Source organism: Xanthomonas sp. CFBP 8445 (assembly GCF_025666235.1).
In the GTDB taxonomy this organism is placed as follows: domain Bacteria; phylum Pseudomonadota; class Gammaproteobacteria; order Xanthomonadales; family Xanthomonadaceae; genus Xanthomonas_A; species Xanthomonas_A indica.
This window is the reverse complement of record NZ_CP102594.1, coordinates 3261471-3274591: the sequence shown is the minus strand read 5'-3', so window position 1 is coordinate 3274591 and position 13121 is coordinate 3261471. Positions and strand designations below refer to the sequence as shown.

Annotated in this window: 10 protein-coding genes; 7 read left to right on the top strand and 3 right to left on the bottom strand. The window is 70.4% G+C overall.

Features of this window, described 5'->3' with window-relative positions:
* Window positions 1-73 precede the first annotated feature (73 nt).
* Window positions 74-616, bottom strand: coding sequence for a C40 family peptidase (locus NUG21_RS13900; RefSeq protein WP_160947965.1), 543 nt, complete (start codon window positions 614-616; stop codon window positions 74-76).
* A 109-nt stretch (window positions 617-725) separates the two neighbouring features.
* Here NUG21_RS13900 and NUG21_RS13895 point away from each other — a divergent pair, with 109 nt between their 5' ends.
* The 6 genes from NUG21_RS13895 (at window position 726) to NUG21_RS13870 (ending at window position 6675) form a co-directional block, all read left to right on the top strand.
* Window positions 726-1205 (top strand): FKBP-type peptidyl-prolyl cis-trans isomerase, encoded by a 480-nt coding sequence (locus tag NUG21_RS13895; protein ID WP_160947964.1) that lies wholly within the window; start codon window positions 726-728, stop codon window positions 1203-1205.
* A gap of 196 nt (window positions 1206-1401) precedes the next feature.
* On the top strand, window positions 1402-2589 hold the full coding sequence (locus NUG21_RS13890) for a DUF418 domain-containing protein (protein ID WP_263393090.1): 1188 nt from the start codon (window positions 1402-1404) through the stop codon (window positions 2587-2589).
* 157 nt (window positions 2590-2746) lie between these two features.
* Entirely contained in the window at window positions 2747-4108 is a 1362-nt protein-coding gene (gene gorA / locus NUG21_RS13885; RefSeq protein ID WP_160947963.1) for a glutathione-disulfide reductase, read from the top strand.
* Window positions 4109-4198: 90 nt separating this feature from the next.
* On the top strand, window positions 4199-5137 hold the full coding sequence (locus tag NUG21_RS13880; RefSeq protein ID WP_160947962.1) for a DMT family transporter: 939 nt from the start codon (window positions 4199-4201) through the stop codon (window positions 5135-5137).
* The gene (locus NUG21_RS13875; RefSeq protein ID WP_263391171.1) at window positions 5134-5514 is read left to right on the top strand and encodes an MGMT family protein; all 381 of its coding nucleotides are present in this window, start codon (window positions 5134-5136) and stop codon (window positions 5512-5514) included. The genes NUG21_RS13880 and NUG21_RS13875 overlap by 4 nt, the downstream gene beginning before the upstream one ends.
* Window positions 5515-6018: 504 nt before the next feature.
* Window positions 6019-6675, top strand: coding sequence for a rhomboid family intramembrane serine protease (locus NUG21_RS13870; protein ID WP_160947785.1), 657 nt, complete (start codon window positions 6019-6021; stop codon window positions 6673-6675).
* A gap of 176 nt (window positions 6676-6851) precedes the next feature.
* On the opposite strand, the gene NUG21_RS13865 is transcribed toward NUG21_RS13870, so the two are convergent.
* Both NUG21_RS13865 and NUG21_RS13860 read right to left on the bottom strand, forming a co-directional pair.
* Entirely contained in the window at window positions 6852-8864 is a 2013-nt protein-coding gene (locus NUG21_RS13865) for a M13 family metallopeptidase (RefSeq protein WP_263391170.1), read from the bottom strand.
* A 237-nt stretch (window positions 8865-9101) separates the two neighbouring features.
* Window positions 9102-11204, bottom strand: a complete 2103-nt coding sequence (locus NUG21_RS13860) for a M13 family metallopeptidase (protein ID WP_263393089.1) — start codon at window positions 11202-11204, stop codon at window positions 9102-9104.
* A gap of 201 nt (window positions 11205-11405) precedes the next feature.
* Between NUG21_RS13860 and NUG21_RS13855 the strand changes: the two genes are divergently transcribed.
* A complete protein-coding gene (locus NUG21_RS13855) occupies window positions 11406-12998 on the top strand; it encodes a phytoene desaturase family protein (protein ID WP_263391169.1) in 1593 nt (530 codons plus the stop codon).
* Window positions 12999-13121: the final 123 nt, after the last annotated feature.

Genomic DNA, 13121 nt, shown 5'->3' with positions numbered 1-13121 from the left:
GCCTTGTAGACAGAAATAGGAAGTTCAAATAAGGTTAAATTTTCGTAATTATGAATGTGGGTGAAATCACAGTTCAGCGCAAAACCCGTTTTGCGCCGGTGTAATGGTCCCGCCAGTAGGCCCCGTCCAACGAATCCAGGCGCACCGTTCCGCCGGTGCTGGGGGCGTGCACGAAACGGCCTTCGCCGACGTAAATTCCGACGTGCGTCACACTTCCTGCGCTGCCGAAGAACACCAGGTCGCCGGTGCTCAGGCGCTGCGGGTCGATCCGCGGGCCCTGTACCGCGGCCAGTTCGCGCGAGGTGCGCGGCAGCCGCAGGTCGAGCATGTCGCGGTAGACGTAGGCGACCAGGCCGCTGCAGTCGAACCCGGACTCGGGGGTGTTGCCGCCGTAGCGGTAGGGCGTGCCGACCAGGCCCAGCGCGCGCATCAGCACCGCATTGGCCGCGACCGGGTCGGCCGGCGCCACCTGCGGCCACTCGCGCACCGTCACCGGTGCCGGCCGGGTGTGGCGGACCTCGTGGCGTCCGCAGGCCGCCAGCGCAGCGGTGCACAGCAGCGGAAGCCACCACGGGAACGCGCGGCGGCCGCGCGGCGAAACTGGCGTGTTGTGCATGGAGCCGGGATAATGCGCGACCTCAGAAGGCCGCCATGATGGCGGCGCTCCCGGCGGCCGACAAGCCGCCCATCCCGTCTGCCCCCGGCAGCCACAGCGCAGAGTGCACATGAAGATCGAAAAAGACCGCGTCGTCCGTTTCCACTACACCGTTTCGGAAGTCGGTCAAGAACCGATCGAAAGCTCCAAGGACCGCGATCCGCTGGTGATCCTGGTCGGCCACGGCAACATCATCCCGGGCCTGGAGAACGCGATGCTGGACAAGGCCGCCGGCGACAGCTTCGGCGTCGACGTGGCCGCCAAGGACGCCTACGGCGAATACCGCGAGGGCCTGAGCCAGCGCGTGCCGAAGAAGCATTTCGGCGCGGCCAAGCTGCAGCCGGGCAGCCAGGTGGTGCTGCAGACCAACTTCGGCCCGCGCGCGGTGACCGTGCAGAAGGTCGGCATGAGCGTGGTCGACGTCGACCTCAACCACCCGATGGCCGGCAAGGACCTGCACTTCGACGTGGAGATCGTCGACGTGCGCGAGGCCAGCGCCGAAGAGATCGAGCACGGCCACGTGCACGGCGACGGCGGCCACCACCACTGATTGCGTTGGCGGCGGTGCCGGTCGCGCCGGTGCCGCCGGCCCTGGCGCCGCGCGCAGCGGCGCCGTCGCGCCGCCGCGGACGCCGGCGGCCCTCCTGATCGCGGCGAGGGGACATTCGCCGGCCTTCCGCCCGGTGCCCGCCTTGGCTTCCTCCGCCCCCCTGCTGCAGCCCGTCGCGCCAGCCGAGCGCATCGCCATGCTGGACGTGCTGCGCGGCTTCGCCCTGCTGGGCATCCTGCTGATGAACATCGAGGGCTTCGTCGGTCCGCTGGACGCGGCGATGACCGGCCTGGATCCGGCGCTGCGCGGCGCCGACCGCATCGCCGACGCACTGGTCTACATCCTGGTGCAGGGCAAGTTCTACACCTTGTTCTCGCTGCTGTTCGGCATGGGCTTTGCGGTGATGGCGCAGCGCGCCGAGACCGCGCGGCGGCCGTTCGGCGGGTTCTTCCTGCGCCGCAGCGCGGGGCTGCTGCTGATCGGGCTGCTGCACGCGCTGCTGCTGTGGTCCGGCGATATCCTGGTCAGCTATGCGCTGCTGGCGTTCATGCTGCTGGCGTTCCGCGAGGCGCCCACGCGCTGGCTGCCGGGGATGGCGCTGGTGGTGTATCTGTTCGCGCCGGCGCTATGGCTGCTGATCGGCGCAGTGGCGTCGGCGGCGCAGGCCGATCCGCACGGTGCGGCGCAGTGGCAGCGCGACATGGCCGAGCAGGCGCGGCACAGCGCCGCGGCGCTGGCGCAGCAGCGCGAGGTGTTCGGCCACGGCAGTTACGTCCAGGCCACCGCGCAACGTGCGCGCGACCTGGTCGAATCGCTGAGCGGGCTGCTGTTCAATGCGCCGAGTATCTTCGGCATGTTCCTGCTCGGCGCCTGGTGCGTACGCAGCGGCCTGGCCGCGCAACCGCAGCGCTTCCCACGATTGCTGGCGGTGCTGCGCTGGGGCGTGCTGCCGCTGGGCCTGGCGCTGATGCTGCTGAGCTTCCGGCTGGAGCCGTGGATGGACCCGGCGCGGCTGGATCTGCGCCTGACCTGTGCCTATGCGCTGGCCAGCATCGCCAGCGGCCTGATGGCGCTGGGCTATGCGGCCTGGCTGGTGCGCGCCGCGCCCGCGTTGCAGTGGCTGGCGCCGGCCGGGCGCATGGCGCTGAGCAACTATCTGCTGCAGTCGCTGGTCTGCACCACGCTGTTCTACGGCTACGGCTTCGGCAACTTCGAGCAATTGCCGCGTGCCTGGCAGATCCCGTTCGCGGTCGCGCTGTTCGCGCTGCAGGTGGTGGTGTCGCAGTGGTGGTTGCAGCGGTTCCGCTTCGGCCCGGTGGAGTGGCTGTGGCGCTCGGCCAGCTATCTGCGCTGGCAGCCGATGCGCCGCCGCGACGTGGCCTGAGCGCAGGCGCTGCCGCGGCGTCCTCACATCTGCCGCGCGGCCGCCCATGGCATGCTCCGCGGCGACCGAGACATGCGACAGGACAGCCGATGGATGACGTGAGAGGCGGCAACAGGCCCGCCAGCGATACCGCCCCCCTGCGCGCCGAGCGTGCGCCGTGAGCGGGCCGATCCGCGATTACGACCTGCTGGTGCTGGGCGGCGGGTCCGGTGGCCTGGCCACTGCGTTCCGCGCCGCCAGCCATGGCGCGCGGGTGGCGATCCTGGAGCCGAGCGCGCTCGGTGGCACCTGCGTCAATGTCGGCTGCGTGCCGAAGAAAGCGATGTGGCTGGCGGCGGACCTGGTCGAGCGCATCGACCTGGCGCGTGCGGTCGGTTTCGCCATTCCCGAGGCCACGCTGTCGTGGGCGGAACTGGTGGCGCATCGCCAGGGCTACATCGGCAACATCCACGCCAGCTACCGGCGGCGCCTGGATGCCGATGGCGTGGTGCTGATCCCGCGGCGCGGCCGGCTGGTCGATGCGCACACCGTCGAATGCGACGACGGCGTGCGGGTCAGCGCCAACCACGTGGTGATCGCCACCGGCGCGCATCCGTTGCGGCCGCAGATCGAAGGCGCCGACCTGGGCCTGGTCTCGGACGACTTCTTCAACCTGTGCGAGGCGCCGCCTCGGGTGGCGATCGTCGGCGGCGGCTACATCGCGGTGGAACTGGCCGGGCTGCTGCAGGCGCTGGGCAGCCGGGTGGAGCTGTACGTGCAGGGCGAGCGCCTGCTGGAGCGGTTCGACGCGGAACTGGCGCGACAGCTCGCCGACAACCTTCGCCACCAGGGCGTGCGCCTGCATTTCGGCTATCGCGCCAGCGCCCTGCGCCGCAGCGGCGAGGGCCTGTGCGTGGTCGACGCGCAGGGACGGCCGGGCGACAGCGTCGACAAGGTGTTCTTCGCCATCGGGCGCCGCCCCAATACCCGCGACCTGGGCCTGGAAGCGCTGGGCGTGCGCCTGGGCGACAAGCACGAGATCGTGGTGGACGATTACCAGAACACCGACGTGCCGGGGCTGTACGCGATCGGCGACGTTGCCGGCAAGGTCGGCCTGACCCCGGTGGCGATCGCCGCCGGGCGCAAGCTGATGGACCGCGTGTTCGGCGGCCGGCCGCAGGCGCGACTGGACTACGAGAACGTGCCCAGCGTGGTGTTTTCGCATCCGCCGCTGGGCCAGGTGGGGCTGGGCGAGGAGCAGGCGCGCGAGCGCTATGGCGCCGACGCGGTGACCGTGTACCGCAGCAACTTCCGGCCGATGCTGCAGGCGCTGGCCGACTCGCCGCAGCGCAGCCTGTTCAAGCTGGTGTGCGTCGGCACCGACGAGCGCGTGGTCGGCGTCCACCTGCTGGGCGATGGCGCCGACGAGATCCTGCAGGGCTTCGCGGTGGCGTTGAAGCTGGGCGTGACCAAGCAGCAACTGGAGGACACCGTGGCGATCCATCCGACCTCGGCCGAGGAAGTGGTGCTGATGCGCTGAGAGAAAGCGGCGATCCGACGGCTGGCCGGCCGTCGCGCCGTAGAATGGCGGCATGCACGTGTTCTCTCCTCCTTGCCGCGGCGCTGCGCGATGAGCGCGCCCGGCACCTCCGCCAGCGTCGCGCCCGCCGCCACACAGGCCAGCCTCGGCGGGGTGCTGCTCGCCGCTGGCGGCGCGATCGCGTTTTCCGGCAAGGCCATCATCGTCAAGCTCGGCTACCGCTACGGTGTCGATGCGGTGACCCTGCTGGCCTTGCGCATGCTGGTGGCGCTGCCGTGCTTCGCGGCGATGGCGCTGTGGGCGGCGCGGCGCGCGCCGCCCCTGCAGCCCGGCGACCGCTGGCGGATCGTCGCGCTGGGCGTGCTCGGCTACTACCTGGCCAGCTTCCTGGATTTCCTCGGCCTGGCCTACATCACCGCGACCCTGGAGCGGCTGATCCTCTATCTCACCCCGACCCTGGTGCTGCTGATCGGCGTGCTGCTGTGGCGGCGACGGCCGCAGCGGCGCCAGCTGTGGGCGCTGGCGTTGAGCTACCTGGGCGTGCTGCTGGCGTTCGGCCACGACCTGCGCATCGGCGGCGCGCGCACCGCCTGGGGCAGCCTGCTGGTGTTCGGCAGCGCGCTGGCCTATGCGGCCTATCTGGTCGGCAGCGGCCAATTGGTGGCGCGGGTCGGCGCGGTGCGGCTGACCGCCTACGCCAGCCTGGTCGCCTGCGCGCTGTGCATCGCCCAGTTCCTGCTGCTGCGGCCGCTGCAGGCGCTGGCCTTGCCGGCCCCCGTGTACGCGCTGTCGCTGCTCAACGGCACGCTGTGCACTGCGGTGCCGGTGCTGGCGACGATGCTGGCGGTGCAGCGGATCGGCTCGGCGCTGGCGTCGCAGATCGGCATGCTCGGCCCGGTCTCCACCATCGTGCTCAGCGTGCTGCTGCTGGGCGAGGCGATGGGGCCGTGGCAGATCGCCGGCACCGTGCTGGTGCTGGGCGGCGTGCTGCTGGTGTCGCGGCCGGTGCGGGCGCGGCCGGCGGCATGAGTCCACGACGGCCGCCCGCAGCGACGGCAACGGCGTCGGTCACGACGACGGCCGAGGCGCACGCGCGGATCCTGGCGACGATCCAGGCGATCCCGCCGGGCCAGGTGCGCGGCTATGGCGAGGTGGCGATGCTGGCCGGGTTGCCGGGGCGCGCGCGCCTGGTGGCACGCCTGCTCGGCGGCAACACCGACGCCGCGCTGCCCTGGCACCGGGTGCTGCGCAGCGACGGCCGCATCGCGTTCCCCGAAGGCTCGCGTGGCCACCGCGAACAATGCCAGCGCCTGCGCGCCGAAGGCGTGGTGGTGCAAGGCGGACGCGTGAAGCGCGCAGCGACGCCGGCGCGCGATCTCGATGCCGAAGTGTGGGGGCCGCCGTAGCGGCACCCGGGGGGAACTGCAGCGGTCGCTCTCACAAAGGGGGGGCGCAGGCGGATGGTTTAGCCCCTCTCCCTCCGGGGCGACAAGGCACGGCGTGCGCGCCACTGGCGCGCGTGCCCTGGAGCGCCCGCGCCGCAAGCGCGGGCCGGGGCGCGGAGCGGGGGTTGGGGTGAGGGTGCGGGCGCGTAGCGCATGCGGTGTTTCAACTGCACGAGGCTGCGCCCCGAACACCATCCGCCCTTCGGCGCACCGCACTGGTGATGGTGCTTGGAAAAGAGGGCTTGGTCCTTGTGGGAGGGACTTCAGGCCCGACGCTCTTTGCGCAGCCTGCGGGTTGGCCGGTGTCGTTCGTCGCGACTGAAGTCGCTCCTACAGAAGTTATCGAGAAGGGTGTGGCGGTTCCCCGGGGGGCGATCGCAGTCGAGGCGCCGGATGCCGCCGCGTCGGTTGGAGTGCAGTCTCCGGCGAGCGGCTATGATGGGGGCAGTTGCCACGGACCCGACCATGTTCCCCAGACTTCCGCCCGTCACCCAAGCGCTGCTGATCGGCAACGTCGTGGTGTTCCTGCTGCAGATGTTGCTCGGCACGAACACCTTCGATCCCTTCATGCTGTGGCCGATCGGCGCCTTCGATGCGTTCTCGCCCGGGCAGAACTTCCAGCTCTGGCAGTTGCTGACCTATGGCTTCCTGCACGGCAGCTTCTCGCATCTGCTGTTCAACATGCTGGCGCTGTACATGTTCGGCGGGCCGCTGGAACAGACCTGGGGCAACAAGCGCTTCCTGACCTACTACCTGGTGTGCGTGGTCGGTGCCGGCCTGTGCCAGTTGCTGGTCGGCTGGTGGATGCTCAGCAACGGCAACGAGCCGTATCCGACCCTGGGCGCCTCCGGCGGCATCTTCGGCCTGCTGCTGGCCTTCGGCATGCTGTTCCCGAACCAGCGGGTGGTGCTGCTGTTCCCGCCGATCCCGATGAAGGCGCGGACCTTCGTCATCGTGTTCGGCGCGCTGGAACTGCTGATGGGCTTCACCGGCTGGCAGCCGGGCGTGGCGCATTTCGCGCATCTGGGCGGCATGCTGTTCGGCTGGCTGATGATCCGCTACTGGCGCGGCCAGCCGCCGTTCGGCAAGCGCAAGCCGCCGCGTCCGCGCATCGTGCGCTGAGCGCACGCCGGCCTCCGCGCGCAGGCATCGCCGCGCGCGCAGCGCCCTCGCGTTGACAGCCGCCTGCGCAGCGCAGGCGCCGACGACACGTTTTCCCATCCCTGAACGCAAGACGGCGCGGTTGCCCGCGCCGTCTTGCTGTGCGTGCCTGGTCGGCGGCTAGCGCCGGCAGCGGCTCACGGCCACAGGTGGATCTGCTCGGCCTCGCTGCGGACCATCGGCTGACCCGGCTTGCAGGTGAAGGTCGCGGCGAAGGCGGGCAGGTTGGCCAGCGCGCCGTTGGTGCGCCAGCGGCCGGGCGCGTGCACGTCGGCGGTGACCCGCTGCACGGCTTCGTTCGGCGACAGCTGCTGCGCCCACAGGCCGGCCCAGGCCTTGTAGAACGCCTGCTTGCCGGCCTCGCTGGCGCTCGGCTGCGCGGCCCCGTAGGCCTGCCAAGCCAGCTCGACGCTGCCGATGTCGGTCAGGTCCTCGTCCTGGGTCAGCGGGCCGTTGACCTTGGCTCCCTTCACGCCGGGGAAGTCGTAGGCGCCGTACTGCGCGGCGGTGCGGGCGGCCAGCGCGTTCCAGGCGCTCTTGTCCTCCGGGGTCCACCAGTTGCGCAACTGGCCCTGCGCGTCGACCTGGCTGCCCTTGTTGTCGATGGCGCCGATCAACTCGTGCGCGACCATCGCGCCGTAGGCGCCGTACAGCGCCGCGGCGTCGCCGCCGGCCGCGTACACCGGCGGCTGCAGCACCGCGGCGGTGACGATCAGGCGGTTCTGGGCGATGTCGTAGGTCAGCGCCGGCTGCTGTGGCAGCACGTCCCAGCGGCGGTCGGCGTTGCCCTTGCCGATGCGCTTCATCTCCTCGCGGTGGCGCCAGGTGGAGGCGATCAGCATGTTGCCGCCGAAGCTGCCGCGGCCCATCGGCTGCAGCGTGTAGTCCAGATCGCGGCGCGGTGCGCCGACTTCGATCTTCAGCGCGGCCAGCTTGGCCTGCGCCTCGGTGCGCGCCGGCTCGCTCAGCCAGGTGCTGCGCTTGACCGCGGCGATCTGCGCGTCGCGCACCTGGTCGGCGATGGTCTCGGCCTGGCGGCGGGTGTCGGCCGACAGGTAGCGGGCCACGTACTCGCGGCCGAGCATGGGGCCGGCGGCGACATTGATCGCGTCCAGCACCTGCGCCCAGCGCGGCGGCGGCGCGACCTGGCCCTGCAGCACGCGGCCGCGGAACTCGAAGCTGGCGTCGCGGAAGCTCTTGGACAGGTACGGCGCCATCGCATCGCCCACGCGCCAGCGCAGGTAGGCCTTCCACTGCTCGGGCTTGATGCTGACGATCATGCCGTCGAGCTGCTTGAACATGTCCGGGTCGGCCATCGACACCAGGTCGTCGTTGACGCCCTGCGCCTTGAGGAAGGCGTCGAGCTGCAGGTTGCGGTACTGCTTGTTCAACTCCTTGGTCGAGATCGGCGCGTAGTTGTTGAACGGGTTGTTGATGCCGGTCAGCGACTTGGCGCTGCGCGCCAGCGCGGTCTCGATCTGCAGCACCGACTGGGTGTCGGCCTCGAGCCGGTCGGCCGGGGTGCCGGTCAGGGTCAGGATCTGCTTGACGTAGGTGCGGTAGCGGCCCATCAGCGCCACGGTGTCGGCGTCGGTGCGGGTGTAGAAGGCCGGGTCGGGCAGGCCCATGCCGCCCTGCATGAAGTAGCCGATGTGGCGGTCCAGCGCCTTCAGGTCGACGTCGGCGCCGAAGTTGAACGCGACCGGGATGCCGATCTGGTGCAGCGCGGCGATCGAGGCCGGCACGTCCTTGGCCTTCTTGATCGCATCGATGCGGCCGAGCAGCGGCGCGATCGGGTTGGAGCCGTCCTTTTCCACGGCGGCCTCGTCCAGGCCGCTGGCCCAGAAGTCGCCCAGCGCCTTCTGCACCGCGTTCTGCGGCGACTGCATGGACGCGTCGAGCAGGTCGCGCTGCTGTTGCTGCGCGCGCTCGGCGAGCTGGCCCAGCGCGGTGACCGCGCCGGTCTGCGGCACCGGGTTCTGCTTCAGCCAGTCGGCGTTGGCGTCGTCGTAGAAATCGCTGCAGGCGGCGCTGATCGGCGGCGCCTTGGGCGTGGCGGCGCGCTTCTTCTTGGGCGCGGCATCGGCGGCCGAGGCGAGGGCGATCAGGCCGAGGGCGACGGCGAGGGCAAGCGGACGGGCATTGGGCATCGGGAACGCATCCGGTCAGGATTAAAGTCGGCGGAGTTTAACAAGCCGCGGTGTGCAACTGTGGCGATGACGCGCGTCCATCTCCCGACCGGATTCAGCGAGCGGCGTCGGCGACCACGGGTGCCGGTGGCCGGGCAGGGCGGTCGGCATCGCCGGCGCTGACGGTGCCCGGCAGCCACACAACGAAAAGGCCCGGACATGCCGGGCCTTTTCGCGAGACGGCAGCAGCGCCGTCGCTTACCAGATCACCACGCGCTTGTCGCCGCTGCGCACCATCGGCGCGCCCGGCTTGCACTGGAACGCGGTGGCGAAGGCCTCCAGGTTCGACGGCGCGCCGATCGCGCGGAACTGCGCCGGGGCGTGCGGGTCGGTGGTCAGGCGCACCATCGCGTTCTGCGGGGTGTACTTGGTGCGCCACACGGTGGCCCAGTTGATGAAGAAGTTCTGGTCGCGGGTCATGCCGCCGACCTTCGGGTCGTCCTTGCCCTCGGTGGCCTTCTTCATGGCGTCGTAGGCGGTGGTGATGCCGCCCAGGTCGGCGATGTTCTCGCCCAGGGTCAGCTTGCCGTTGACGTGCTTGCCGTCGACTTCGTAGCCGTCGAACTGCTGCACCAGCTTGCCGGTGAGCGCGGAGAACTTCTTGGCGTCGGCCGGCGTCCACCAGTTCTCGAAGTTGCCGGTGGGCCCGAAGCGCGCGCCCTGGTCGTCGTAGCCGTGGGTCATCTCGTGGCCGATCACCGCGCCGATGCCGCCGTAGTTGAACGCGTCGTCGGCCTTCGGGTCGAAGAACGGCGGCTGCAGGATCGCCGCCGGGAACACGATCTCGTTCTGCAGCGGGTTGTAGTAGGCGTTGACCGTCTGCGGGGTCATGCCCCACTCGGTCTTGTCCACCGGCTTGCCGATCTTGCTCAGGTTGTACTTGTAGTTGAACGCGGTGGCGGCGCGCACGTTGTCCAGGTAGCTGTCGCGCTTAGTGGTCAGGCTGCTGTAGTCGCGCCACTTGTCCGGGTAACCGATCTTCGGGGTGAAGGTCTTCCACTTCTCCAGGGCCTTGGCCTTGGTCTCGTCGCTCATCCAGGTCAGCTTCTCCAGGCGCGCCTTCAGCGCCTGGCTCAGGTTCTGCACCAACTGCTGCATCTTGGCCTTGTCGTCGGCCGAGAAGGCGACCTTGACGTACATCTGGCCCATCGCCTCGCCGGCGCCGTTCTCGATGCTGCCGAGCACGCGCTTCCAGCGCGGCTTCATCTCGGCCTGGCCGTTGAGCTCCTTGCCGTAGAAGGCGAAGTTTTCCTGCGCGAAGGCATCGCTCAGGTACGGCGAGGCGCTGTCCACGGTGTGGAAGCGCAGGTAGGCACGCCACACCGACGGGTCGGTGTCGCCCAGCGCCTTGCTCACTTCCTGGTGGAAGGCCGGGATCGCCAGCGAGAACTTCTCCGGCACGGCCACGCCCTGCGACTCGAAGAACTTGGTCCAGGGGAAGTTCGGGGTCAGCTTGTCGGCCTCGGCCGGGGTGACCGGGTTGTAGGCCAGCTCGGCGTCGCGCGAGAGTTGCTCGCTGGACTTGGACACCTTGGCCAGGCGGGTTTCCAGCGCCACCACGTCCTGCGCCTGCTTGGCCGCATCGGCGGCCGGCACACCGGCCAGTTCCAGCACCTTGGCCACGTGCGCCTGGTAGGCCTTGAGCTTGTCCTGCTTGTCAGCGTCGACGTAGTAGCTGCGGTCGGGCAAGCCCAGGCCGCCCTGCATGGCGTAGGCCATGTTCATCGTCGAGTTCTTGAAGTCGGCCTCGGCGCCGAAACCGAACAGGCCGTTCTCGCCCTTGGCCGCGCTCTGGCGCAGGTATTCGGCGATCGCCGGGCCATCCTTGAGGCCGTCGATCGCGGCCAGGTCGGCCTTCAGCGGCTCGATGCCCTGGGCGTTGATCTTGGCTTCGTCCATGCCCGAGGACCAGAAGTCGCCGACGATCTTTTCCACGCCCTGCGGGTTGGCGGCAGAGGCGGCCTGTTCGGCCAGCTGGTGCTGCACGGCCACCGAGCGTTCGTCCAGGATCGAGAACGCGCCCCAGCTGCTGCGGTCCTTGGGAATTTCGTTGGCGGCCAGCCACTTGCCGTTGACGTAGCCGTTGAAGTCGTCGCAGGCGTTCTTGCTGGCGTCGAGGTCGTTGACACTGAACGCGTTGTAGGCCGGCAGCTTGCTGGTGTCGAGCTTGAGCTCGGCCGGCGCCGCAGCGGCGGCCGGGGCGGCGGTCGCGGGCTTGGCAGCATCGGCTGCGGTGGCGGCATCGTCGTGCTTGCCGCAGCCGCTCAGCGCGGTGCTCACGGCCAGGGTCAACAGCAGCATCTTGGGATTGCGAAGGGTCACAGGCAGGCTCCAGGCCAACGTGGATAAAAGGATGGCCCGCTCGGGCCGTGGCGAGACTCTACGCCGCCGCGGGAGGTTTCAGGGGTGTCGAAGGTCATGGGCGGCCCCGGGCATTGGGCCGTGGGACTGCTCGCCGCCTGCCGCTCGGCGGGCTCACCGGCGCTGGCTTACCATGCGGCCATGACCCGCGAACCGCCATGCGATGCCCTGATCGTGGGCGCCGGCCACAACGGCCTGGTCTGCGCCGCCTACCTGGCGCGGGCCGGCTGGAAGGTGACGGTGCTCGAGCGGCGCGGCGTGGTCGGCGGCGCGGCGGTGACCGAGGAATTCCACCCCGGGTTCCGCAACTCGGTGGCGTCCTACACGGTGTCGCTGCTGCAGCCCAAGGTGATCGCCGATCTCGACCTGGCCGGGCACGGCCTGCGCATCGTGCCGCGCCGGCGCAACAACTTCCTGCCGTTGCCGGACGGGCGCTACCTGCTGACCGGCGCCGGCCACACCCAGGCCGAACTGGCCAAGTTTTCCGCGCGCGACGCCGCGCGCCTGCCGGCCTACGAAGCGCGGCTGGAGGGCATCGCCGACGTGCTGCGCACGCTGGCGCTGCAGCCACCGCCCAACGTGACCGACGGCGGCTGGCTGCAGGCGCTGCCCGAACTGCTGCGCGCCGGCCGCCTCGGCCGCCGCCTGCATGCACTGGACGCGGAACTGCGCCAGGATCTGCTGGACCTGTTCACCATCTCCGCCGCCGACTACCTGCAGCGCTGGTTCGAGAGCGACGCGGCGCAGGCGCTGTTCGGCTTCGACGGCATCGTCGGCAACTACGCCAGCCCGTACACGCCGGGATCGGCCTACGTGCTGCTGCACCACGTGTTCGGCGAGAGCAACGGGGTCAAGGGCGCCTGGGGCCATGCGCTGGGCGGCATGGGCGCGATCACCCAGGCGATGGCGCGTGCCGCGACCGCCGCCGGCGCGCAGATCCGCACCGATGCGGGCGTGCGCGAGATCCTGGTCGAGGACGGGCGTGCGGTCGGCGTGGTCACCGAGCAGGGCGAGCGCCTGCGGGCGCGGCGCGTGGTCGCCAACGTCAATCCCAAGCTGCTGTACGAACGCCTGCTCGATCCGGCGCACGTGCCGGCCGCGACCCGCGCGCGCATGGCGCACTGGCGTTGCGGGTCGGGCACGTTCCGCATGAACGTGGCGCTGTCGCGCCTGCCCAGCTTCAGCGCGCTGCCGGGGCCGGGCGACCATCTCACCGCCGGCATCGTGCTGGCGCCGAGCCTGGACTACATGGACCGCGCCTACCACGACGCGCGCACGCACGGCTGGTCGCGCGAACCGATCGTCGAACTGCTGATTCCCAGCACCCTGGACGAGCGCCTGGCGCCACCGGGCCAGCACGTGGCCAGCCTGTTCTGCCAGCACGTGGCGCCGCAGTTGCCGGACGGGCGCAGCTGGGACGCGCACCGCGAGGAGGTCGCCGATCTGATGATCGCCACCGTCGAGCGCTACGCGCCGGGCTTCGCCGCCTCGGTGCTGGGCCGGCAGGTGCTGAGCCCGCTGGACCTGGAACGCACCTTCGGGCTGATCGGCGGCGACATCTTCCACGGCGCGCTGAGCCTCAACCAGCTGTTCAGTGCGCGGCCCATGCTCGGCCAGGCGGCGTACCGCGGTGCGATCCCGGGCCTGTTCCTGTGCGGCTCCGGCACCCATCCCGGCGGCGGCGTGACCGGCGCACCCGGCCACAACGCGGCGATGGCGCTGCTGCGCGGCTGAGCGGCGACCCGGCGGCAGGGCAGCAGGGCAGCAGGGCAGCAGGGCAAAAAAAACCCTGGCATGGCGGCCAGGGCGAGGAAAGGCGCGGCGCGTGCAGCGCGCCGTGGCATTGTCTGCGCGCCG